This window comes from Gilvimarinus sp. F26214L, from assembly GCF_054401055.1.
Genome location: NZ_JBTIYG010000020.1, coordinates 1 through 21,645, shown reverse-complemented (window position 1 = coordinate 21,645; position 21,645 = coordinate 1). Strand labels below are relative to the sequence as shown.

The 21,645-nt window shown below is 60.0% G+C and carries 15 protein-coding genes; 8 read left to right on the top strand and 7 right to left on the bottom strand.

What is annotated here, in order from left to right:
• Nucleotides 1-89 precede the first annotated feature (89 nt).
• Genes ACURWW_RS16380 through ACURWW_RS16370 form a run of 3 tightly spaced genes read right to left on the bottom strand, consistent with a single transcriptional unit; the run spans nucleotide 90 to nucleotide 3,628 of the window.
• Complete coding sequence (locus ACURWW_RS16380) at nucleotides 90-1,217, bottom strand: acyl-CoA dehydrogenase family protein (RefSeq protein ID WP_445618123.1); 1,128 nt, start codon at nucleotides 1,215-1,217, stop codon at nucleotides 90-92.
• 41 nt (nucleotides 1,218-1,258) lie between these two features.
• On the bottom strand, nucleotides 1,259-2,458 hold the full coding sequence (locus ACURWW_RS16375; RefSeq protein WP_445618122.1) for an acyl-CoA dehydrogenase family protein: 1,200 nt from the start codon (nucleotides 2,456-2,458) through the stop codon (nucleotides 1,259-1,261).
• Nucleotides 2,459-2,476: 18 nt separating this feature from the next.
• Nucleotides 2,477-3,628 carry an acyl-CoA dehydrogenase family protein gene (locus ACURWW_RS16370; RefSeq protein ID WP_445618121.1) on the bottom strand — a complete coding sequence of 384 codons (1,152 nt, stop codon included), beginning with the start codon at nucleotides 3,626-3,628 and terminating at the stop codon, nucleotides 2,477-2,479.
• Between the two features lie 366 nt (nucleotides 3,629-3,994).
• Between ACURWW_RS16370 and ACURWW_RS16365 the strand changes: the two genes are divergently transcribed.
• The 3 genes from ACURWW_RS16365 (at nucleotide 3,995) to ACURWW_RS16355 (ending at nucleotide 11,450) form a co-directional block, all read left to right on the top strand.
• Nucleotides 3,995-5,890, top strand: a complete 1,896-nt coding sequence (locus ACURWW_RS16365; protein WP_445618120.1) for an acyl-CoA synthetase — start codon at nucleotides 3,995-3,997, stop codon at nucleotides 5,888-5,890.
• Between the two features lie 329 nt (nucleotides 5,891-6,219).
• Nucleotides 6,220-8,328 (top strand): 3-hydroxyacyl-CoA dehydrogenase NAD-binding domain-containing protein, encoded by a 2,109-nt coding sequence (locus ACURWW_RS16360; protein WP_445618119.1) that lies wholly within the window; start codon nucleotides 6,220-6,222, stop codon nucleotides 8,326-8,328.
• A 206-nt stretch (nucleotides 8,329-8,534) separates the two neighbouring features.
• Nucleotides 8,535-11,450, top strand: coding sequence for a GAF domain-containing protein (locus ACURWW_RS16355; protein ID WP_445618118.1), 2,916 nt, complete (start codon nucleotides 8,535-8,537; stop codon nucleotides 11,448-11,450).
• A 102-nt stretch (nucleotides 11,451-11,552) separates the two neighbouring features.
• On the opposite strand, the gene thpD is transcribed toward ACURWW_RS16355, so the two are convergent.
• Nucleotides 11,553-12,494, bottom strand: a complete 942-nt coding sequence (thpD, locus tag ACURWW_RS16350) for an ectoine hydroxylase (protein WP_445618117.1) — start codon at nucleotides 12,492-12,494, stop codon at nucleotides 11,553-11,555.
• Nucleotides 12,495-12,905: 411 nt separating this feature from the next.
• Here thpD and ACURWW_RS16345 point away from each other — a divergent pair, with 411 nt between their 5' ends.
• Nucleotides 12,906-14,156 (top strand): valine--pyruvate transaminase, encoded by a 1,251-nt coding sequence (locus tag ACURWW_RS16345; protein WP_445618116.1) that lies wholly within the window; start codon nucleotides 12,906-12,908, stop codon nucleotides 14,154-14,156.
• A gap of 14 nt (nucleotides 14,157-14,170) precedes the next feature.
• On the opposite strand, the gene ACURWW_RS16340 is transcribed toward ACURWW_RS16345, so the two are convergent.
• Nucleotides 14,171-14,764 carry a lytic transglycosylase domain-containing protein gene (locus tag ACURWW_RS16340; protein ID WP_445618115.1) on the bottom strand — a complete coding sequence of 198 codons (594 nt, stop codon included), beginning with the start codon at nucleotides 14,762-14,764 and terminating at the stop codon, nucleotides 14,171-14,173.
• A 7-nt stretch (nucleotides 14,765-14,771) separates the two neighbouring features.
• On the bottom strand, nucleotides 14,772-16,493 hold the full coding sequence (locus ACURWW_RS16335; RefSeq protein ID WP_445618114.1) for a proline--tRNA ligase: 1,722 nt from the start codon (nucleotides 16,491-16,493) through the stop codon (nucleotides 14,772-14,774).
• Nucleotides 16,494-16,622: 129 nt separating this feature from the next.
• On the opposite strand from ACURWW_RS16335, the gene ACURWW_RS16330 reads away from it, so the two are divergent.
• Nucleotides 16,623-17,084 (top strand): HIT domain-containing protein, encoded by a 462-nt coding sequence (locus ACURWW_RS16330; protein ID WP_445618113.1) that lies wholly within the window; start codon nucleotides 16,623-16,625, stop codon nucleotides 17,082-17,084.
• A gap of 96 nt (nucleotides 17,085-17,180) precedes the next feature.
• Here the strand turns inward: ACURWW_RS16330 and ACURWW_RS16325 are convergent, their stop codons facing one another.
• Entirely contained in the window at nucleotides 17,181-17,603 is a 423-nt protein-coding gene (locus ACURWW_RS16325; protein WP_445618112.1) for an HU family DNA-binding protein, read from the bottom strand.
• Nucleotides 17,604-18,253: 650 nt separating this feature from the next.
• Between ACURWW_RS16325 and ACURWW_RS16320 the strand changes: the two genes are divergently transcribed.
• The 3 genes from ACURWW_RS16320 (at nucleotide 18,254) to ACURWW_RS16310 (ending at nucleotide 21,343) form a co-directional block, all read left to right on the top strand.
• Nucleotides 18,254-18,571: an FmdB family zinc ribbon protein gene (locus tag ACURWW_RS16320; protein ID WP_445618111.1), complete on the top strand. Its 318-nt coding sequence runs from the start codon at nucleotides 18,254-18,256 to the stop codon at nucleotides 18,569-18,571.
• Nucleotides 18,572-18,770: 199 nt separating this feature from the next.
• Nucleotides 18,771-20,555: an aspartate--tRNA ligase gene (gene aspS / locus ACURWW_RS16315; RefSeq protein ID WP_445618110.1), complete on the top strand. Its 1,785-nt coding sequence runs from the start codon at nucleotides 18,771-18,773 to the stop codon at nucleotides 20,553-20,555.
• Between the two features lie 47 nt (nucleotides 20,556-20,602).
• Complete coding sequence (locus ACURWW_RS16310) at nucleotides 20,603-21,343, top strand: YebC/PmpR family DNA-binding transcriptional regulator (RefSeq protein ID WP_445618109.1); 741 nt, start codon at nucleotides 20,603-20,605, stop codon at nucleotides 21,341-21,343.
• Nucleotides 21,344-21,645: the final 302 nt, after the last annotated feature.

The following is a 21,645-nucleotide window of genomic DNA, read 5'->3' as shown; positions in this document are numbered from 1 at the left end:
CGGAGTCGGGTGGGCAGGTATGTCCCCAACAAAAAAGGGCTTCCCTCGGGAAGCCCTTTTTTGTTGTCAGCGAAGCTCGGATTCACGAATCACAGCTCTGCAAATCGCTGGGTGTGGTAATCCGTGCTGCCGAAGATGAACTGAATCGCCGTGAGACGCTTGAAGTAGTGTCCTACGTCCAGTTCTTCGGTTACACCGATGCCGCCGTGGAGCTGAATGGCTTCCTGGCCGACCTGGCGAGCCGCTTTGCCGATACGGCTTTTGGCTGCCGAAACGGCTTTGCGGTCAACTCCACCTGCGGAATCGCACTTCATGGCCGCCATCAGCATGATGGATTTGGCCTGCTCGTGCTCCATGAACATTTCCGCCATGCGGTGCTGCAGCGCCTGGAATACCGCGATGGGTACACCGAACTGCTTGCGGGTCTTGGTGTATTCAACAGTTTTCTTGTAAGTCACTTCCATGGCACCAACCGCTTCGGCGGAAACCGCCAGGGCAGCCCGGTCAATGATTGTTTCGATCGCTGGCAGAGCCTTGCCTTCTTCGCCGAGCAGGTTCGCAGCGGGAACGGTCACGTCCTTGAAGCTGATCTCCGCGCCCTGTTGGCCGTCCACGGTTTCGTAGGGGCGCTTGTGCAGGCCCTGTGTGTCCGCATCGACAATCAACAGACTGATGCCGTCCTGGTCGCGCTGGTCGCCGCTGGTGCGCACTGCCACGATAATCTTGTCCGCGTTGTTGCCGTTCAGGACCGCGGCCTTGTGGCCATTGATCTTGTAGCCGTCGCCAACCTTCTCGGCCTTGGTCGCTACATCCGCCAGATTGTACCGGCTCTGGGGCTCGGCAAAGGCAAAGGCCAACTGCAGGTTACCCTCCATCAGAGAGCCCAGAAGCGCTTCCTTCTGTTCCGCATTGCCCGCTTCGGCGATCAGGCCGCCGCCCAGGATGACCGTGGGCAGGATGGGCTCAACCACAATGCCCTTGCCCAGTTCTTCCATCAGGCCCACAACGTCCACGGCTGTGCCGCCGAGGCCGCCGTCCTCTTCCTTGAAGGGAACCATCAGCCAGCCGAGTTCGGCGAAAAGCTTCCAGTTCTCCTTGCTGTAACCCGCTTCGCTTTCGACGATCTTGCGGCGCGTGTCAAAGTCGTAATCCTGATTGATAAACTTCGCGATACTGTCGCGAAGCATCTGTTGTTCTTCGCTGTAGGAAAAATCCATCACTGTTTCTCCACGTAATTAGGTGTCAGGCCGCGGCTCGTTTAGAGTCCCAGTACGGCTTTGCAGATAATGTTCTTCTGAATCTCGTTACTTCCGCCGTAGATGGAAATCTTGCGGTTGTTGAAGTAATGAGGAGCCGCGTTACAGGCGCTGCCGGGGCCGACGTGTTCGCCTTCAAAGCCGTACTCGAACTGCTCTTTGACAAACGGCAGGCAGTAGTAACCGGCGGTTTCGACGTAGAGTTCATCAATGGCCTGTGCCACCTCGGTACCCTTGATTTTGAGGATGGACGATTCTGGTCCCGGAGCCTGACCCGTGCTTACCGCCGCCAGGGTTCGCAGCTCGGTGTATTCCAGAGCCAGCAGGTCGATCTCCACATCCGCGACCTTCTGTTTGAACGCGGGGTCGTCGATCAGAGCCGGTCCGCCATTGCTGGTCTCGGCGGCCAGCGCTTTCAGACGCTCCAGACGAACCTTGGAATGGGCCACCCGGGCGATGTTGGTGCGCTCGTGGGTCAGCAGCAATTTGGCGTAAGTCCAGCCACGACCTTCCTGGCCGATCAGGTTCTCGGCGGGAACACGCACGTTCTCGAAATGCACTTCGTTCACTTCGCGGCGGCCGTCCAGGGTGATGATCGGCGACACGGTGATTCCCGGAGTGTTCATGTCGATCAGCAGGAAGCTGATGGCAGTCTGGTTTTTCTCATCCGGCGCGCCGGTACGAACCAGGCAGAAAATCCAGTCGGCATAGTGGCCGAGAGTGGTCCAGGTCTTGGTGCCGTTGACAATGTAGTCGTCGCCGTCCCGGACGGCAGTTGTGCGCAGGGACGCCAGATCGGAGCCGGCGTTAGGCTCGGAGTAGCCCTGACACCACCAGACATTGCTGGCGAGAATGTCGGGCAGGAAGCGCTGCTTTTGCTCCTCGCTGCCATAGGTATAGATTACCGGGGCCACCATCTTCATGCCGAAGGCCATGACTTCCAGCACGTGGTTCTTGGCGCACTCATTGGCCCAGATGTATTTCTGGGTGGGAGTCCAACCGGTGCCGCCGTACTCGACGGGCCAGTTCACGGCCGCCCAGCCTTTTTCATTCAGGATCTTCTGCCATTCGACCCAGTCTTCCTTCTCCACATGCAGGCCGTTACGGACCTTCTCCTGAATGTGCTTGGGGTACTTTTCTTTGATGAATTGCCGGACTTCCTCCTGGAAGGCCAATTCTTCTTCGGAAAAATCAACGTTCATGACGCTCTCCTGAGTGTGTTAACTGGCGTCGCGCACCATGTTTCGCGCGATAACAATTTGCTGAATCTGGGAAGTTCCTTCATACAAGCGGAACAGCCGGACGTCCCGGTAGAAACGCTCAACCGCATACTCGGAAATGTAGCCGGCACCCCCGTGGATTTGCACCGCGCGATCCGCCACTCGGCCAACCATTTCGGTGGCGAACAGCTTGCAGCAGGAGGCCTCGGTGCTGATCTGGTGGCCCTGGTCGCGCTTGCGCGCGGCCTCCAGCACCATGCAACGGGCTGCGTAGGCTTCCGCCTTGGAGTCCGCCAACATGGCCTGAATCAGTTGATGTTCGGCAATCGGCTTGCCGAACTGCTTTCGCTCCATGGCGAAGCGCAGTGCGTCTTCAATCAGGCGTTCGGCCGCGCCGACGCTGACTGCGGAAATATGCAGGCGTCCGCGATCGAGCACTTTCATGGCGGTGATAAAGCCTTCGCCTTCCTTGCCGCCGATCAGCGCATCAGCCGGAACCCGGCAATTTTCAAAAATGACGTCACTGGTGGTGGAGCCGGCCTGGCCCATCTTCTTGTCGACCGGACCCAGGGTGATGCCCGGGAGGCTGGAATCCACCAGAAATGCGGATACGCCGCGCGCACCCTTGATCTCGGGGTTGGTGCGGGCCATTACGGTAAATGTGCCGGCGCGGGGGGCGTTGGTAATGAAGCGCTTGGTCCCGTTGATGATGTAGTGATCGCCATCGCGCACGGCGGTGGTTTTCACCGAGGCGGAATCGGAGCCCACATCCGGCTCGGTCAGACAGAAGGAGCCGATGGTTTCCCCGCTTGCGTAGAGGGGCAGGTATTTCTGTTTCTGCTCCTCGGTACCGTCGAACACGATGGCCGCGGAGCCGATGCCGTTGTTGGTGCCGATCAGGGAGCGGAAGGCGGGCGAGGTGCGGCCCAGTTCGAAGGCGACCAGGACTTCTTCCTCCATGGTCAGACCCATGCCGCCGTATTCTTCGGGGATGGTCAGACCGAAAAAGCCCAGATCCTTCATTTCCTGCACCACGTCGTCGGGGATTTTGCCTTCCTCGGCGACCTGTGTTTCCAGGGGAACCAGGCGCTCGCGCACGAAACGCGAGACCGTGTCCAGGATCTGATTGAGAAATTCCTGGTCTCGAATCATCTAAAGCAACCTCTTACTACATGAATTGTTGGGCCGCGCGCCGTATCGCTGCTATGGCGGGCCTGCGGCGGTGACTACTCGAAATGCGGCGACTGGCCTGTGGCTGACCCGGGACGGGTAAAGTCGGGTGCCAACCATACCACAGGGTTCCGCATAGTGGAACACGTGCGCCGCAATGCGACCCGGCGGTCTTGCCAGCCCCGGCTGGATACTGGATCGGGACCGGAAGCTGTGATTTTACTCTGGTTGGGCCGGTCCCAATGCTATACCGTTGCCTTCAGTTGCTCCAATGATCCACCTCAATGCACTTCAAACACAACTCACCGATAGTTGAATAACAACAAAGATAGCTGAGAGAGGACCAATATGGAAAACGCCTATGTGCCCCACGCCCAAGCTCCGCTGATCAACACCCTGCACGATGTGGAGGTCTATGAGAGCGAGCAGTCGCTCGATGAACGTTATCCCCTGCAAACCAGCTATCAGGTGCTGGAGGCGGCGGCAGCGAATTATGGAGAAGACCTTGCGCTGCGCTTTCTGTTGACAGGCGAACGGGACGAAGCGCCTCTGGACCTCAGTTTTCGTCAGGTTTTTGAGCGGGTCACCCAGACTGCCAACGCACTTCACGAGCTGGGTGTCCGGGCCGGGGACGCGGTCGCAATCATGCTGCCCAGCACGCTGCACAGCCATTACGTGACCTGGGGCTGTCAGGTGGCGGGTATTTCCAGCCCCATCAACCCCTTGCTGGAGCCTGAACACATCATCCAGATCATGCGGACCACCGGGGCCAGGGTACTGATTACCACCGCACCCTTGCGTCATGATCCCCAGTTCTGGCCGAAGCTGCAGCGCATCACCGGGGCTCTTCCAGGCCTGGAGACCCTGATGCTGGTAAACGTCGAAGGGTATACCGAACCGGCAGAGCCTTTTGATGGTCCGCTGCAGGTACTGGACTTCGATACCAGCGTAGCGGCACAACCGCACGATCGTCTGCTCACCGCGCGCCGGATTCAGGGCGAAGAGGTGGCCTCCTACTTCCATACGGGCGGCACCACAGGACACCCCAAGATCGCTCAGGTGACGCACCGCAATATTGCGGTGGTCAGCCAGATGATTGAGCACCTGGTCCGGGCCAACGGGCGCCTGGTCAGCATGTCGGCCCTCCCCATGTTCCATATCTACGGGTTGATCGCCGCGGGGATTGCCACCCTTTATGCAGGCCGCACCATCGTCATCATGACGCCGGAGGGCTTTCGCAATCCCAATGTTTTGGAGAATTGGTGGCATCACGCTGGACGCTTCGGGGTGAAGGCCTTTGCATCCGTACCCACCATCCTTGCAGCGCTGATGCAGGTGCCCACCGGAGATGCGGACCTGAGCGCGCTGGAAGATGTGGGCTCGGGGGCCTCACCGCTACCCAAGCAACTCCGGCGGGATTTCGAGGCCAGGTACGGGGTGCGGGTCACCAATGGTTACGGGATGACAGAAACCACCTGCATCATGACCCGGCAGCGGGCCGAGTCACCCGGCCCGGAGGGCAGCGTCGGGACGCGCTTCCCCTATACCGAGGTGCGCACGGTGATGCTGGAGGGCACACACATCGTCCGCGATTGTGAACCGAATGAATCAGGGGTGCTGATCGTGCGCGGCCCGCACGTTTTCAAGGGCTATCTGAACCCGGAGGACAACGCCGAGGCCTGGGCGGATGGAGACTGGTTTATCACCGGTGATCTCGCGTTCATGGACGCGGACGGCTTTGTCACCCTCACGGGTCGGGCGAAGGACCTCATCATTCGCGGCGGGCATAACATTGACCCCGCGCTGATCGAGGAGCCCCTTGCCAAACATCCGGCGGTGGCGCAAGTGGTTGCCGTCGGCCAGCCGGACCTGTACGCAGGCGAGTTGCCGGTGGCGTATGTTCAGTTGAAGCCGCAATTTCGCGGCAAAGTGGACGAATCCGAACTCCTCGCGCACTGCGAGCAATCGATCCAGGAAGCGGCGGCGGTGCCCAAGCGTATCGAACTGATTGACGAGATGCCACTGACCGCCGTGGGCAAAATCTTCAAACCTGAATTGCGCAATCGGGCGATCAACAGCGTTCTGTCCGAGTGCCTGCAGCAGCAGGGAATCGAGGCCGTAGTGGAGAGTCGCTACGAAAAATCCCGCGGGCATATCGCTCGAGTCCGGCTTGCGGACCCGGCACGGGAGCCGCAGGCGCGGACCGAGTTGGAAAACTTCCCGCTGACAGTCGAGTTTGCATAGCGGCGGTCCTTGCCTCAATGCCTCCATCGGGGCCGGCGGCACCACCTCTGTACCGCCGGCTCAGATTTGATAGAATACCGCCCGCTTCGGGGCTGCTGAAAGAGTAGTCAGCCGAATTGGAGGCACGACCCCAGCCTTACGCATCGCAGTGATCCTGCGCATCTTTGTCCTGGAGAAAGCGGCTGCCAGGATCTGAAGGGTAACCGTTACTGATCGGGGCCAGCGCCCTGGATCGACGAGGCCCAACGTCGGGCGCTGATCCCGCTCTGCACTTCTTTCTGAATCTTCTATCAACCGGATTTATAGCCATCAATAACATAGGATGAAATATGTCTGCCGTAACTTATGAACTGCAAGGTGACATCGGCGTCATCAAAGTAAACAATCCACCCGTCAATGCTCTGTCGCAAGCTGTGCGTCAGGGTCTGACCGAATCCCTCGCCCAGGCGCAAGGGGACGCATCAAAAGCCGTGGTGGTTCTCTGTGAAGGGCGAACCTTCATCGCCGGTGCGGACATCACCGAATTTGGCAAGCCGCCTAAGGCGCCTTCCCTGCCCGACGTGCTGGCGGACCTGGAAAACTCCAGCAAGCCGGTTGTTGCGGCCATTCACGGCACCGCACTGGGTGGTGGCCTCGAAGTGGCCCTGGCCTGTCACTACCGCTGCGCAGTGCCCAGCGCAAAAGTGGGTCTGCCGGAAGTGAAGCTCGGCATTCTGCCCGGTGGTGGCGGTACCCAGCGTGCACCGCGCCTGATGGGTGTTGAAGCGGCTCTGGACCTGATGACCTCCGGCAACCCGATTCCCGCGAAAAAAGCCGCGGACTCGGGCCTGGTCGACCAGGTTCTGGCCGGAGACAACCTGGAAGCGGAAGCCATCGCCTATGCCCAGGAGCTGGTGGCCCAGAACGCCCCGCTCAAGCGCGTGCGTGACATCACTATTGACCCCGCTTCGATTCCCGAAGGGTTCTTCGAGAAAAAGCGTGCCCAACTGGCCAAGCGCGCCCGGGGACAAATCGCACCGGACCGCATCGTGACCTGTGTGGAAGCGGCGGTGAACCTGCCCATGGACGAGGGCCTGAAGAAGGAGCGCGAGCTGTTCATGGAGCTGGTCCAGTCGCCCGAATCCGCAGCCATGCGTCACGCCTTCTTTGCTGAGCGCGAAGCGGCCAAGGTCAAGGGCCTGCCCAAGGACACGCCGGTGCGGGATATCAAGAAAGTCGCCATCATCGGCGGCGGCACCATGGGTGGCGGCATCGCCATGAACTTCATGAATGTTGGCATTCCCGTGGTGATGGTGGAAATCAACGACGAAGCCCTGCAGCGCGGAATAGGCATCATCGAAAAGAACTACAAGATCACCGCCAGCAAAGGCAAGATGAGCGAAGAGCAGGTTCAGAAGTGCCTGAGCCTTCTGAGCGGAACCACCAGCTATGACGAGCTGAATGACGTGGACCTGGTGATCGAAGCGGTATTCGAGAACCTCGACATCAAGAAAGAGGTGTTCGCAAAGCTGGACGCCGCGTGCAAGCCCGGCTGCATTCTCGCGTCCAACACGTCCTACCAGAACCTTGACGAAATCGCGACCGCCACCAAGCGCCCCGAAGACGTGGTGGGCATGCATTTCTTCAGCCCGGCCAACGTTATGAAGCTGCTGGAAAACGTCCGTGGCGCGAAAACCGCTGACGATGTTGTGGCGACAGTGATGAAGCTGGCCAAGAAGATCAACAAGGTCCCGGTTCTGGCGGGGGTTTGCTACGGGTTTATCGGTAACCGCATGCTGCGCAACTATGGTCGTGAAGCCCAGCTGTGCCTGATCGAAGGTGCAACGCCGAAGCAGATCGATGACGCGCTGGAAGGCTTCGGCATGGCCATGGGTCCCATCGCCATGGGCGACCTGGCGGGTCTGGATATCGGCTACAAGGCGCGTCAGGGTCTGTCCGAGGAAGAAAAGGGCGATCCCAAATCCTACAAAATCGCCGATATCCTCGTGGAAGCGGGTCGCCTCGGCCAGAAAGCAGGCAAGGGCTACTACAAGTACGATCCCGAAACCCGGGCCCGACAGGAAGATCCCGAAGTGCTCGAAATCATTGGGAAAACCGCAAAGGAACTCGGTGTGGAGCGTCGCGAGATCAGCAGCGAGGAAATCGTCGAGCGCTGCATCTATGGTCTGGTCAACGAAGGCGCGAAAGTGCTGGAGGAGGGCATTGCCCAGCGACCCAGTGATATCGACATCGTCTACCTCTACGGCTACGCCTTCCCGGTCGCCAAAGGAGGCCCCATGTTCTATGCGGACCAGGTGGGTCTGAAGAAAGTCTATGACCGGATCTGCGAATTCCGGGACCAGCTCGGAAGTGACACCTGGAAGGAGCCTGCGCCGCTGCTGGAGAAACTGGCGAAAGAGGGCAAGAGCTTCGCTGACTGGGCGAAGGAAAACGCATAAGCCTTCAAGGTCCAGCACAACAAGAACCCCGGCACAAGCCGGGGTTTTTTTTGTCTCTCATATTGTTGTGCCGACGGAACCGTTGGGGTTATTTCCGGAACTCCCAGGGATCGCCGGCGTCTTTAGTTCCCATCCGGCGCGCAGCACAACAGTTCAGCCGTCGTGTGCGGCGACAATTTCAACTCAACTCCAATATAAGCGTGAACGTGCAGGCAACCTCCCGATCTGGTCCGACCGCCCCGGCGGCCGACTCTCAACAGGCATCACGGGCATGCGGCGAGCGTTTTCGTCGTTTATTCGAGTCCATTGATGAAGGTTTCTGTGTCGTCGAGCTCTACTTCGACGAACAGGGGCGTCCCTTTGATTATGCCTTCCTGGAAGTCAATCCCGCCTTCGAGCGTCAAACTGGTCTGACCGGCGTTACCGGCAAGACCATGCGATCTGTAGGGCTGGGAACCGATCAGCATCGGCTGGACAAAGTGGGCGAGGTGGCCAGAACGGGCCGGGAAATGCGTTTCGAAAATCACGTCCCCGCTCTGGAAGGCCGCTGGTTCGACGTGCGGGCATTCCCGATCGATGCGCCGGAGCTCAACCGGGTGGCTATTCTGTTTACCGACATCACCGACCGCAAGCTGGAGGAGCAGAGGCGCCGGGACATGGCGGCGGCGGCTTCGTTCCGTCTGGAGATGGCCCAGCGTCTGCGCCCCCTGGCCGATCCCGAGCAGATCCAGTTGGAAGCTGTCCGGGTGCTGGGGCGGCACTTGCAAGCGAATCGCGTGTTCTATCTGAAGCTCGATGAGGACGGCCACAGCGGCGTGGTCAGCGCGGACTATTGCGCCGACGCTCCCTCCATGGCGGGGCGATATGCGCTCGACGATTATGGGCCCCTGGTGGTGGAAGAGCTTCGCCGCGGAAAAACGCTGGTTGTATCCGATGTAAAGCAGGAGCCGCGCCTGACCGAACTGGAGCAGGAGCGAACCGCCGCTTTGATGATTGAGGCCTACGTTTCCATTCCCTTGAAGAAGGACGACCGGCTCGTTGCTTTGCTCGTCGTTCAGCAAAGCCACACCCGCGACTGGACTCCTGCCGAGGTGTCCCTGATTGAGGAAACGGCGGAGCAGACCTGGGCGGCAGTGGAGCGCGCATCGGTGGAGGAGGAGCTTCGCCGGGTATATCGCCACGCCAGTTCCATTCTGGAGAGCATTGCCGATTGTGTTTACGTCCTGGACCCGCAGCGGCGCTTCACCTACGTGAACAAGCAGGCTGAGGCTTATTTCAAGCGCTCCAAATCCGCAATGCTCGGCCGCCGCTATGATGAAGTGTTTCCCCAGACCCGGGGCCATGAGGTTCTTCAGTACCAGGATGCCGCAGCGAACGGCAGGGAAGCGGTGCGGTCCGAAACCCTGTCACCGGTGACCGGCCAATGGGTTGAGCTTTCCGTCTACCCCATGGACGACGGCGGCCTCACCGTTTATTTCCGCGACATCAGTGACCGAATTGCCACCCGAGCCCGGCAGGACGCGCTGGTGGAGTTGGGCGACCGCCTGCGAGTCCTCACCGACCCGGCGGCGATTGCCCGCACCGCGGCGGAAATCGTGGGGCGCACACTCGGGGCGATTCGCGCCGGCTACGGGGCGGTGCACGATGAGCAGCAACGCATGGATGCGGGGCAGGAGTGGGTGGCCGAGGGAGTGAACACTGTAGTGGAGCCGGTTCGTCTGGAGGATTACTGGACCGGCTTCGCCGACTCCCTGCGCGACGGTCGTGTGGTGATTGTGAACGACGTGGAGACGGACCCGCGGGTGCCGCCGGCTGCAGCCGACAATTTCCTTGCCTGGGAGGTTCGGGCTTTCGTCAATGTGCCAGTAATTTCCAGCGGACGGCTGGTGGCCATATTTTACGTCCAGTTCCGGCACTCGCGCATGCTGACTGCCAGCGACTCGGGCTTCGTCCGTGACGTTACCGACCGCACCTGGGCCGCCGTGGAGCGAGCGCGGGCCGATGCCGCGTTGCGGGAAAGTGACCAACGCAAAGACGAGTTTCTCGCCATGCTCGCCCATGAGCTGCGCAACCCGCTCGCGGCAATTGGGAACGCGGTGCATCTGCTGGAGCACCAGCGGGCCGACGAGCAATCCTGCCGTTATATCCGCATGCTCAATCGCCAGACGAGTTTGTTGCGGGGCCTGGTCGCGGACTTGCTGGACGTGTCACGGATAACCCGGGGGCTCGTGGAACTGGCGCGGGAGCCAGTAAACCTGAGCCTCATTGTGGAGCACGCTTTGGAGAGCGTGCGTGGCGTCATGGCGGAAAAGAACCACTCCGTCAGCCTCGAACTCCCTGATGAGGTTCTGATTGTCTTCGGCGATCCGGTCCGGCTGGAACAGATCATTATCAACTTGCTTACCAACGCAGCAAAATACACGGATCCCGGCGGCCGCATCCTGTTGCAGCTGTTCCGCCAGGGCGAACGCGCCGAACTCCTGCTGAAAGATAACGGGATAGGCCTGAGTGCCGATGTGCTTGACCGAATTTTCGACCTCTTCGGCCAGGCGGAACGGGGGTTGGCCCGCTCCGAGGGCGGGTTGGGGATCGGGTTGACCATCGTGAAGAACCTGGTTGAGTTGCACGGCGGGCAAATTGAAGCGCGCAGCGCGGGGCTTGGCCGCGGCGCGGAGTTTCAGGTGAGTTTGCCGCTGAGCCGGAGAGAACCCGCCCCGGCCGCCAGGATTTCCCCCGCCGGTTCGCACAGTGACGAGGCGCGGCGTGTAATGCTGGTGGAAGACAGCGAAGACGTGGCCGAGACCATGGTGCTGCTGCTGGAATTGGCCGGCCACCAGGTGGCGAGCGTTCAGGACGGGCCAAGCGCACTGGAGCTTGCCGGTGAGTTCCAGCCGGAAGTCATCCTCCTCGACATCGGTTTGCCGGGAATGGACGGCTACGAACTCGCGCGCCGCCTGCGTGCAAACCCCGACACCCGCGGGGCGGTAATGGCGGCGTTGACGGGCTACGGCCAACCCGCGGACCGGGAGAGGACTCGAGCCGCCGGTTTCGACGAACATTTTGTCAAACCGGTGGATTTGAACGCCTTGCAGGAGTTTGTGAGTTCTTCGTCCAATGCCTGACATCCCGGACGCGGACCCGGGTTTGCGGCGCATGGCCGCAAACCCTCCACGATCAAACAGGCAGTTCGTGCCCGATCAGCGAGCCGGATCTCCCCGGCCCGTCTAGCCGTTCGCCGCCTTCCGTTGATTCCCTTGTCCTTCAGCGAGTCCTTCCCAGCCCTGCTGTGCCCGGGTAGCGATGAATTCGGGGCGAGGCTTCGTCCCGCAGTAGGGCGCGTGCAAACGGTTTTCCACACTGTTGTACACAAAAAACAGATTGCTGCGTGGCCAGGGCGACAGGTTGTTGGCGGAGGCATGCAATGTATTGCACTCGAACAGGATCATGGTTCCCGGGGGCCCTTGGGGAGCAACGATTCCGTTGTTGGTAACAATCTCCCGCAGATCCTTTTGAGAGGGAACACCGATGGTCTGCACCTTGAGTGATTCTTTCCAGTTGTCGGGCGGCGTGGTTCCCTGGGCGGGGATAAACCATTTGTGCGAGCCCGGTACCAGCATCAGCGGACCGTTGTAGGGATTGTTCTCCGTCAGCAGGATGGACACGCTGAAACAGCGCATCCGGGGCATGCCGTCTTCGCTGTGCCAGGTCTCGAAGTCCGAATGCCAGTTGAAACCGTTGCCGGTAAATCCGGGCTTTTTGTTGATTCGCGATTGGTGAATGTAGACATCGCTGCCGAGCAGTTGGTCCGCCAGTTCCAGGAGGCGGTCACTGCGAACCAGGCGATCGAAACGTTCGGAGATGTTGTGGACTCCGAAGATGGAGCGAATGTCCTGGGAGGTGGGTTCGGTAATGACCTGTTCCTTGCGCTTGAACTCCGGGTCCTCACCGTATTCGCGCAGGTCCTTGAGAAAGGCCTGTGCTTCCTGCTCGGAAAAAAATGAGTCGAAAACGAGAAACCCGTTCTGCTCATAATCGGCGAGTTGCTCTGCACTGAGCGGGCCCGTGCGGCGTCGGCCGCCTTGCGACCACACTACTGGATCAAGCCTTGGAAAGCGTTCGCCTGCATTCTGCAGTCGGGTCGGGTACTGGTCGTCTACAAGCTTCATAGATCTCCTAACCTCGTCTGATAAGCCGGCCGCCCAGCCGATCAAAGGATCAGCTGAGATGCGCGCGCCGTCCACGCTCAAGCCGCAGAAGCCAGCTGCCGCATTTCGTGGGTGACGAGAGTTGGCCCGTTGCGGAGCCTGGCGTGTAGACGCTCAAATCAAATTGTTAGTCGATGTGCTCGGCCGACAGTGTTTCGGATAACCGGTAGCAACATGATAGAATTTTGCGGACGCCGGGTCGTGAAATTCCCCGGTGGCGCGCATTTTAGATTCCCAGCCGCGAAAAGCAAATTCCGTGCTGGGCGGGCTTTAGTCCGGGCCGGTAAACCGGTTTGAGTCCATCGGCTGCAAGGAAAGGACAGCCCCGCACTGCGAACTTCAACAGCCCGACAAACCCATATGGGGGCGAAGATGCATTTATCAAAGTTTGGTCAGAAGTTCTGCGCAGAGTCAGCCACAGTGTCCCTCATGGATGATCTCGGAGAAGCGCTGACGGTCAACCCTGACTTGTTGTTCATGGGCGGCGGCAATCCCGCACGGATTCCCGCGGCCGAGGCAATTTTTCAAAATGCCTTGCACCATGTGCTAAGAGACGAGGAAAAGGTTCACCGGATGCTTGGGGTATACCAGTCACCCCAGGGCGACCCCGAATTTCTCGAAGGCATCGCGTTGTTGCTGTCCAATCAATTCGGTTGGAAACTAAGCGCCCGCAACATTGCCGTTGCCAACGGCAGCCAATCAGCATTTTCCGTCCTGTTCAATCTTTTCGCTGGCGAATACAGCAACAACGGCTTCAAGCGGGTACAGCTTCCCCTGGTCCCCGAGTACGTCGGCTATGAAGATGTGGGATTTTCGGAGGATTTTTTCCGGGCGAGTCGCCCCTCGATCGAATATCTTGACGAACACAGCTTCAAGTACCGCGTGGACTTCGATCAGTTCTCCGTTGCTGCAGACGCGGGGCTCATTTGCATTTCCCGCCCCACCAATCCTACGGGCAACGTGCTGACGGACAGGGAGGTGGAACAACTGGCCTCTCTTGCGGAGCAGAAGGACATTCCCTTCATTGTGGATGGAGCCTACGGTACACCCTTCCCAAACATCATCTTCACGGAGGCAAAGCCCTATTGGTCTCCCAACACCATTTTAGTGCTTAGCCTTTCAAAACTGGGCCTGCCGGGAGCGCGCACCGGCATCGTAGTGGCGGACGAAGACGTGATCCAGGCTTTTACTCGGGCCAACACCATTCTGGCGTTGGCCTGCGGCAACCTGGGGCCGGCGATCGCCAAGGAAATGCTGCGGGACAACGAAGTGCTGCGGCTCGGCAGTGAGATCATCCGCCCCTTCTACAGGGAAGCGGTGCAACGGGCGATGGAATGGATCCACCAGGATCTGGCGGGCCTGCCTTACCGGATTCACAAGGCCGAGGGGGCCATCTTCCTCTGGCTCTGGTTTGAAGGCCTGCCCATCACCAGTCGCGAACTCTACGAGCGCCTCAAGCAGCGAGGTGTGCTGATCCTGCCGGGCGAAAGCTTCTTCGTCGGCCTGCAGGAGGACTGGCCCCACCGGCGCGAATGCATCCGCCTGACCTACAGCCAGGACCCGGGAGTGGTCCGTCAGGGAATTGCGATATTGGCTGAGGAAGTGCGCAAGGCTTATGGGTGAGAGACGGGTGGTCCTCACCGCCAATTCTTCTGCCAGGCCACCATCACCCGTTCCGGGTACCAGTACTGTCCGTAGCTGCCGTTGTAGCGGGCCAAAGCCTCGGCGATGCGGCCTTCGGCTTTGTCCAGATAGTATTTGAGGATGGTGCAGCCGTAGCGCAGATTGGTTTCCAGGTCGATCAGGTTGTCGTCGGGGCGGCCGATCTCGTTTTTCCAGAAGGGCATCACCTGCATGATGCCGAGGGCGCCCGCCCGGGACACGGCAAAGCGATCGAACGCGCTTTCCACCTCAATAACCGCCAGCACCACCTCCGGCTGCAGGCCCGCCTGGGTGGCAGCCCGGTGAACGTTGCGCAGCAGGTGCAGGCGATTCTCGGGGTCCTTGATGAACCGGGCCAGGCGGTCCGATTTGCTCATTAACCACACTTCCGCGTCAAAGCGATCTTCGAAACTGTCGCTGTCGGCGATCGCTTTTTTAAGCAGCGATCGCAGTTCCGGGTCTACTGTGGGCGCCGGTGGTTCCGCGCTGACGGCGCCTGCGGCGCACAGCAGTACCCCGCATAGCACAATACGGCAGAGGAGGGTTTTCAGAGTGGCGGGTGTAGCCATGGAGCGCCTAGTTACTGGACGTTTCCAGCAAGTGTAGCAAGTCTGCCACTGGTACATCCTTTTTCTCGCCTTCGCGGCGGTGCTGGTACTCCACGCAGCCCTTTTCCAGGCCGCGATCGCCCACAACCACCCGGTGCGGAATCCCCATCAACTCGATGTCCGCCAGGGTCGCGCCCAGCCGGGCCTTGGGGTCATCCATGAACAGGACTTCGTATCCGGCTGATTGCAGTTGCTCGTAGAGTCGTTCGCATTCCTCGGCGACGGCGGGAGACTTCTGCATATTGATGGGAACCAGCGCCACCTGGAAGGGTGCGATGGAGGCGGGCCAGATAATGCCCCGCTCGTCGTGGTTCTGCTCGATGGCTGCTGCCACGATGCGCGATACACCGATCCCGTAGCAGCCCATGGTCATGGCCTGCTCCTTGCCGTTCTCATCCAGCACCTTGGCGTTCATGGCTTCGCTGTATTTTGTACCCAGCTGGAAAATGTGACCTACTTCAATTCCGCGCTTGATCTCCAATACACCCTTGCCGTCGGGACTCGGGTCGCCGGCCACCACATTGCGCAGATCTTCCACTCGCTTCGTTTCCACGTCCCGGCCCCAGTTCACGCCCTGGAGGTGGTAGCCGTCCTTGTTTGCGCCGCAGACAAAGTCGCTGAGCGCGGCCGCGCTGCGGTCCACGATGGCGGGAATGCCCAGGTTTACCGGGCCGATGGAGCCAATGCCACAGCCCAGAGCATCTTTCACCTGCTGCTCCGATGCGAAGGTGAGCGGGGCGGCCACGCCTTCAAGCTTCTCGGCTTTAACAGCGTTGAGCTCGTGGTCTCCGCGCAGGACCAGGGCGATCAGTCCCTGCTGGCCGCTTTCGTCTTCTTCGCCCAATACGATCAAGGTCTTTGCCACTGCAGTGGGCTCCACCTTGAGGAACGTGCTTACCTCCTCGATGGTGTGTTGCGCCGGTGTGGCGACCTCCGACATCGGCCGGGTGGCCTGCGGTGCGGCTTGCGGTGCGAGGGCTTCAGCCTTTTCCACATTGGCCGCGTAATCACTTTCGGTGCTGAAGGCGATGGCATCTTCACCGCTCTCGGCCAGAACGTGGAACTCATGGGAGCCGGAACCGCCGATGGCACCGGTATCCGCCAGTACCGGGCGATATTCCAGGCCGATGCGATCGAAGATCCTGCAATAGGTCTGGTGCATCAGTTCGTAGGTCTCCTTCAGGCTCTCCTCAGTGAGGTGGAAGGAGTAGGCGTCCTTCATCAGAAATTCCCGGGCGCGCATGATGCCGAAGCGGGGGCGCCGCTCGTCCCGGAACTTGGTCTGGATCTGGTAGAAATTCACCGGCAGTTGCTTGTAGCTGTTCAGTTCGTTGCGGGCCAGCTCGGTGATCACTTCCTCGTGGGTGGGGCCAAGACAGAACGGCCGCTCGTGACGATCCTGCATGCGCAACAGCTCGGGACCAAACTGCCCCCAGCGGCCCGATTCCTCCCAGAGCTCCGCCGGCTGCACGACCGGCATGAGTACCTCCAGTGCACCGGATCGGTTCATCTCCTCGCGCACGATGTTTTCCACTTTCTGCAGCACACGCAAGCCAAGCGGCAGCCAGTTGTAGAGGCCGGCGGCAAGCTTGCGGATCATGCCGGCGCGTAGAAGCAACTGATGGCTGATCACTTCCGCGTCCGCGGGAGTTTCCTTGAGGGTGGCGATTAAATAGCGGCTGGCTCGCATAAGATCCGGTCTCAGATTGTCTATGGAAGAATTAGAGGGCTATTCTACGGTGATCGACCGCTTTTTTTTAGCCCCGCATGTGGGGAGTCGACCCACAATTCTGACAATAAACGAATGACAGGAGGCGACATGTTCGCGCTGGACCCCCAACTGGAGAAGGATACGGTGATTCTTGGCCAGTTCCCTCTGAGCCTGGTGCTGCTGAGCCGCGACGCCAACTACCCCTGGTGCATCCTGGTGCCCCGCCGGGAGGCGGTTCGGGATACCGATCAACCGGTGCCCCACGGCGAGGCGGTTCGGGAAATCCATCATCTCGCCGATGAGGATCAGATCCAGCTGATCAAGGAGTCCTCACATCTTGCCGAGGTGATGGTGGATCTTTTTGTGCCCGACAAAATGAATGTAGCCGTACTGGGCAACGTTGTGCCTCAATTACACGTGCATCATGTGGCGCGGTTTCGGAGTGATCCGGCATGGCCGGGGCCGGTGTGGGGGGCAGTGGAGGCCAAGCCCTATCGGCCCGAAGAGTTGGAGGCACTGGTTCACCGGCTGCGCAGTGCCCTGGCGGGGGAGGATTTTCAGCAGGCCTGAGGGGGCGGTGCTCCATCCGCAGGCGGACCAGATGCAAAAAGCCCCTGACGCTTGGCGGCGCCAGGGGCTTTTGCTGAGTGGAGCCGGAACGGCGTTTTAGCCGGCCATTTCCTTCATCTTCTTCAGGGGGCGAATCTTGACCTGGGTGCTGGCAGGCTTGGCCTTGAACACGGTCTCTTCGCCAGTGAAGGGGTTGATGCCCTTGCGCGCCTTGCGAGCCGGCTTCTTCACGGTCTGGATCTTGAACAGGCCGGGCAGAACGAACTCACCGGCGCCACGCTTGGAGATATGGCCTTCGATCACGCTGGTCAACTCGTCCAGCACCGAAGAAACCTGCTTGCGTGACAGCTCAGTGCTTTCCGCCAGGTGAGTGAGAAGCTGGGTCTTGCTGTACCGTTCCTTGATTGCTTTTACCTTGCCCGGAGCGGCTTTCTTCACCGCCTTCTTGGCCGGAGCTTTCTTGGCGGCAGCCTTTTTGGCGGGAGCCTTCTTTTTAGCAGCAGTCTTGCGAGCAGCCATGCGCGTATCCTTTTGTTGGGTTGAAGATTCAAGTTTGGATTGGTGTCCTGGACCCAGGTGGGTCCGTCTCCAGATGTTTTGGATCCGTTGTGATCGCCAAAAAACCCTTTATTTACAGCTTTAAACCAACCGGGTTGCGGCTGGGGCCTATATATATAGGATAAAAACCCCTCCGGCAACCAAAAACTGCGTAAGTTCAGGTTTTTTTTCGCCCTGGGGCTCGGGGCGGTACAGGCTTCTCCTCCTGCCTGTTCAAGTACCACTTGATTCGCTTTCGGACCCTGCCGGAGAAGCAGGGTCATTCGAACCGGATGGCCCCGGGTCCGCGGCGAGGGTTAGCAGTCTGCAGACTGGAAGCATCTCCAGGGTGTGAGCAGCGCTGGCCCGCTTGATTTCGCCCGGCCCGACCCTATATCAGCTCTGCATTTGGCTCCGGGCTAAGATGCGCGGGGGTAGTCGAAGGCTCCCCAGCGCCTCCTGGCCTGGGGTATAATGCGCGGCTTTCCGGGTTGAGGACGCCTCGGGGTAAAGATGGGCTTGGCGCGCCTCCGACGGTCCCCCGGAATCGGTATAGATCGGCCTGAGTTGCTGTTCCTCCCGGTCTGTTCAGAACCAGGTGGCGGGCGAGGGCTTTGAATTGAGGTGCGTTCATGCCAATTTACGAATATCAGTGTCAGTCCTGCAATCACGAGTTTGAAGCCCTGCAAAAAATCAGCGATCCACTGCTGACCGATTGCCCGGCCTGCGAAAAACCCGAGCTTCGCAAAAAGGTCTCAGCAGCGGCATTTCGCCTCAAGGGCGGCGGCTGGTATGAAACCGACTTCAAAACCGGTAAAAAGAAGAATGTGGCTGGAGAAGGCGGCGCCGAGAGCAAATCCGGTTCCGACTCCGGTGCGGGCAAGAGTGAAACCAAAAGCAGCAGCTCAGGCACGGGCTCCGCTCCGGCAGCGGCGACCTCCGCCAGCTGAGAGTCATTCACAAGCCCCTTCCGGCCGGAACGGGAGGGGCTTCACCGGCGAGCCGAACGCTCCCGTTCTCTCGCGCAGGCGTAATCGCCGTGACTCGCAACTCCTGAAGTCCGGCAGCCTGTCATAAACCAAGGGTCGGCCATTCCGTCCCCTCATCCAGGCCCCAGGCGGCTTGTCATTGTTTTGTTTAGGGATCCTTATGCGTAGCAGCTACTGTGGTGTTCTCGACTCCACCTCCATTGATAAAGAAGTCACCCTCTGCGGCTGGGTCGATCGACGCCGGGACCATGGCGGTGTGATCTTCATCGACCTTCGTGATCGGGAAGGGGTGGTGCAGGTCGTCTTCGATCCGGACGCGAAGGAGAACTTCGAACTGGCGGACAAGGTTCGCACCGAATACGTGCTGCAGGTGACCGGCAAGGTCCGGGCCCGGACCCCGGAGACCGTCAACCCCAATATGGCGACCGGTGAGATCGAGGTCTACGGCTCTGCACTGAAGATCCTCAATATGTCGGAAACGCCTCCCTTCCCCCTCGACGAACACCAAAGCGTGGGCGAGGACGTGCGCCTCAAGTACCGTTATCTGGATCTGCGCCGCCCGGAGATGCAGCGCATCCTGCGATTGCGCTCCAAGGTCACCACCGCGGTGCGCAACTTTCTGGATGAGAAGGGCTTCGTGGATGTGGAAACCCCCATCCTGACCCGCGCGACTCCGGAAGGGGCGCGGGACTACCTGGTGCCGTCCCGCACTCACGAGGGCAAGTTTTTCGCGCTGCCCCAGTCTCCACAGCTTTTCAAACAGTTGCTTATGGTGTCCGGTTTCGACCGTTATTATCAGATTGCGAAATGCTTCCGGGACGAAGACCTGCGGGCGGACCGCCAGCCGGAATTCACCCAGATCGATATCGAGGCCTCGTTTCTGGACGAGAACGAAATCATGGCCATCAATGAAGAGATGCTGCGGCACCTTTTCGCCGAGCTCAAGGGTGTGACCTTCGGCGAATTCCCGCGCATCCCCTACGCGGAGGCCATGCAGAAGTACGGTTCCGACAAGCCGGATCTGCGCATTCCTCTGGAATTGGTGGACGTGAAGGACCTGATGACGGAAGTGGAGTTCAAGGTGTTCTCCGGTCCTGCCAACGATCCGAAAGGGCGCGTCACCGTGATGAAAGTCCCGGGCGGGAACGACAAGCTCAGCCGCAAGCAGATCGACGACTACACCAAGTTCGTGAGCATCTACGGGGCGCGGGGCCTCGCCTATATCAAGGTGAACGATCTCAGTGATCTGGAAAACGGCCTGCAGTCGCCCATCGTCAAATTCCTGCCCACCGATGTCCGCAAGGCGATTCTGGAGCGGGTCGGAGCCGAGAACGGCGACCTGCTGTTCTTCGGCGCCGACAAGGCCAAAGTCGTGTCCGAGGCTCTCGGAGCGCTGCGCTGTAAACTGGGCGAGGACCTGGATCTTTACACCTGCGAGTGGGCGCCCCTTTGGGTCGTGGACTTCCCCATGTTCGATGTAGAGGACGACGGCAGTCTTTCGGCCCTGCACCATCCGTTTACCGCACCGTCCTGCACCCCCGATGAACTGCGAGCGAACCCGGAGCAGGCCCTGTCCCGCGCCTACGACCTCGTGCTCAATGGCACCGAGCTAGGGGGCGGCTCCATTCGTATTCACGACCGGGCCATGCAACAGGCGGTGTTCGACGTACTTGAGATCACCCCGGAAGAGCAGCAGGAAAAGTTCGGCTTCCTGCTCGATGCGCTCAAGTACGGCGCGCCGCCCCACGGCGGCCTCGCGTTCGGCCTCGATCGCTTGATCATGTGGATGACCGGGGCCAAATCCATCCGCGACGTGATCGCCTTCCCGAAAACTCAGACTGCGGCCGACCTCATGACCGACGCGCCCGGAGAGGTTGACGCGGATCAACTGCGGGAGTTGAACATCCGCCTGCGCAAGCGGGAAGAGGCGAAAAAGGCACAGTAGTCGGGCAAACGGCTACAAACCGAATAACACGAGGACTGGAAGGTACTATGGCTGGCCACAGCAAATGGGCAAACATCAAACACCGAAAGGCTGCCCAGGATGCCAAACGCGGCAAGGTTTTCACCAAACTGATCCGCGAGCTGACTGTGGCCGCCAAGCAGGGAGCTGCACCCGAAGACAATCCGCGCCTGCGGGCCGCCATCGACAAGGCCCTGGGCGCGAACATGAAGCGGGACACCATCGACAAGGCCATTTCCCGGGGTGCGGGAGGTGGAGAAGGTGACAACTACGAGGAGGTCACCTACGAAGGCTATGGAGTCAACGGCGTTGCCATTCTCGTGGAAGCCATGACCGACAACCGCAACCGCACTGTCGCTGAAGTCCGTCACGCCTTCTCCAAGCGAGGCGGCAACCTCGGTACCGACGGCTCGGTGGCCTACCTGTTCTCCCGCCAGGGCCAACTCAGCTTCCCGCCCGGTACCGACGAAGAGAAGGTGATGGACATCGCCCTGGAAGCCGGCGCGGAGGACGTGGAAGCCAACGACGACGGCTCCATCGACGTCACCACCCCATTTGAGGACTTCCTCAACGTCAAGGACGCCATGATTGCCGCAGACCTGCACCCCGAGCACGCGGAAACCACCATGGTCCCCTCGACCAGGGTGGAGCTGGATCGCGAGGGAGCGGAGAAGGTCATGGCCCTGGTGGACATGCTGGAAGATCTGGACGACGTGCAGAACGTCTACACCAACGCGGACATCCCGGACGAAATATTGGATCAGCTCTAGGGCAGCAGTGTGCCTCGTCACCGTAGGTTGGGTTAGGCCGAAGGCCGTAACCCAACAGCGAACCACCACCCCCGTGCCGGGTTATAGACAAATGTTGGGTTACGCTCCGCTAACCCAACCTACGAACTGCCGCAGCCCTGTAGGTTGGGTTAGGCCGAAGGGCGTAACCCAACAGAAGTCACCACGCTCGTGCCGGGTTATAGACAAACGCTGGGTTACGCTACGCTAACCCAACCTTGTATCTGTCCTGCGACTCTGGCTAGCTACCGGGGCGCGAATGAGGGGCAGGTAAGTTCGACCCA

Excerpts from the sequence above, each read along its gene's own strand:
- ACURWW_RS16380 (WP_445618123.1), bottom strand. The coding sequence starts at position 1,217 with ATGGATTTTTCCTACAGCGAAGAACAACAGATGCTTCGCGACAGTATC.
- ACURWW_RS16375 (WP_445618122.1), bottom strand. The coding sequence starts at position 2,458 with ATGAACGTTGATTTTTCCGAAGAAGAATTGGCCTTCCAGGAGGAAGTC.
- ACURWW_RS16370 (WP_445618121.1), bottom strand. The coding sequence starts at position 3,628 with ATGATTCGAGACCAGGAATTTCTCAATCAGATCCTGGACACGGTCTCG.
- ACURWW_RS16365 (WP_445618120.1), top strand. The coding sequence starts at position 3,995 with ATGGAAAACGCCTATGTGCCCCACGCCCAAGCTCCGCTGATCAACACC.
- ACURWW_RS16360 (WP_445618119.1), top strand. The coding sequence starts at position 6,220 with ATGTCTGCCGTAACTTATGAACTGCAAGGTGACATCGGCGTCATCAAA.
- thpD (WP_445618117.1), bottom strand. The coding sequence starts at position 12,494 with ATGAAGCTTGTAGACGACCAGTACCCGACCCGACTGCAGAATGCAGGC.
- ACURWW_RS16345 (WP_445618116.1), top strand. The coding sequence starts at position 12,906 with ATGCATTTATCAAAGTTTGGTCAGAAGTTCTGCGCAGAGTCAGCCACA.
- ACURWW_RS16340 (WP_445618115.1), bottom strand. The coding sequence starts at position 14,764 with ATGGCTACACCCGCCACTCTGAAAACCCTCCTCTGCCGTATTGTGCTA.
- ACURWW_RS16335 (WP_445618114.1), bottom strand. The coding sequence starts at position 16,493 with ATGCGAGCCAGCCGCTATTTAATCGCCACCCTCAAGGAAACTCCCGCG.
- ACURWW_RS16330 (WP_445618113.1), top strand. The coding sequence starts at position 16,623 with ATGTTCGCGCTGGACCCCCAACTGGAGAAGGATACGGTGATTCTTGGC.
- ACURWW_RS16325 (WP_445618112.1), bottom strand. The coding sequence starts at position 17,603 with ATGGCTGCTCGCAAGACTGCTGCTAAAAAGAAGGCTCCCGCCAAAAAG.
- ACURWW_RS16320 (WP_445618111.1), top strand. The coding sequence starts at position 18,254 with ATGCCAATTTACGAATATCAGTGTCAGTCCTGCAATCACGAGTTTGAA.
- aspS (WP_445618110.1), top strand. The coding sequence starts at position 18,771 with ATGCGTAGCAGCTACTGTGGTGTTCTCGACTCCACCTCCATTGATAAA.
- ACURWW_RS16310 (WP_445618109.1), top strand. The coding sequence starts at position 20,603 with ATGGCTGGCCACAGCAAATGGGCAAACATCAAACACCGAAAGGCTGCC.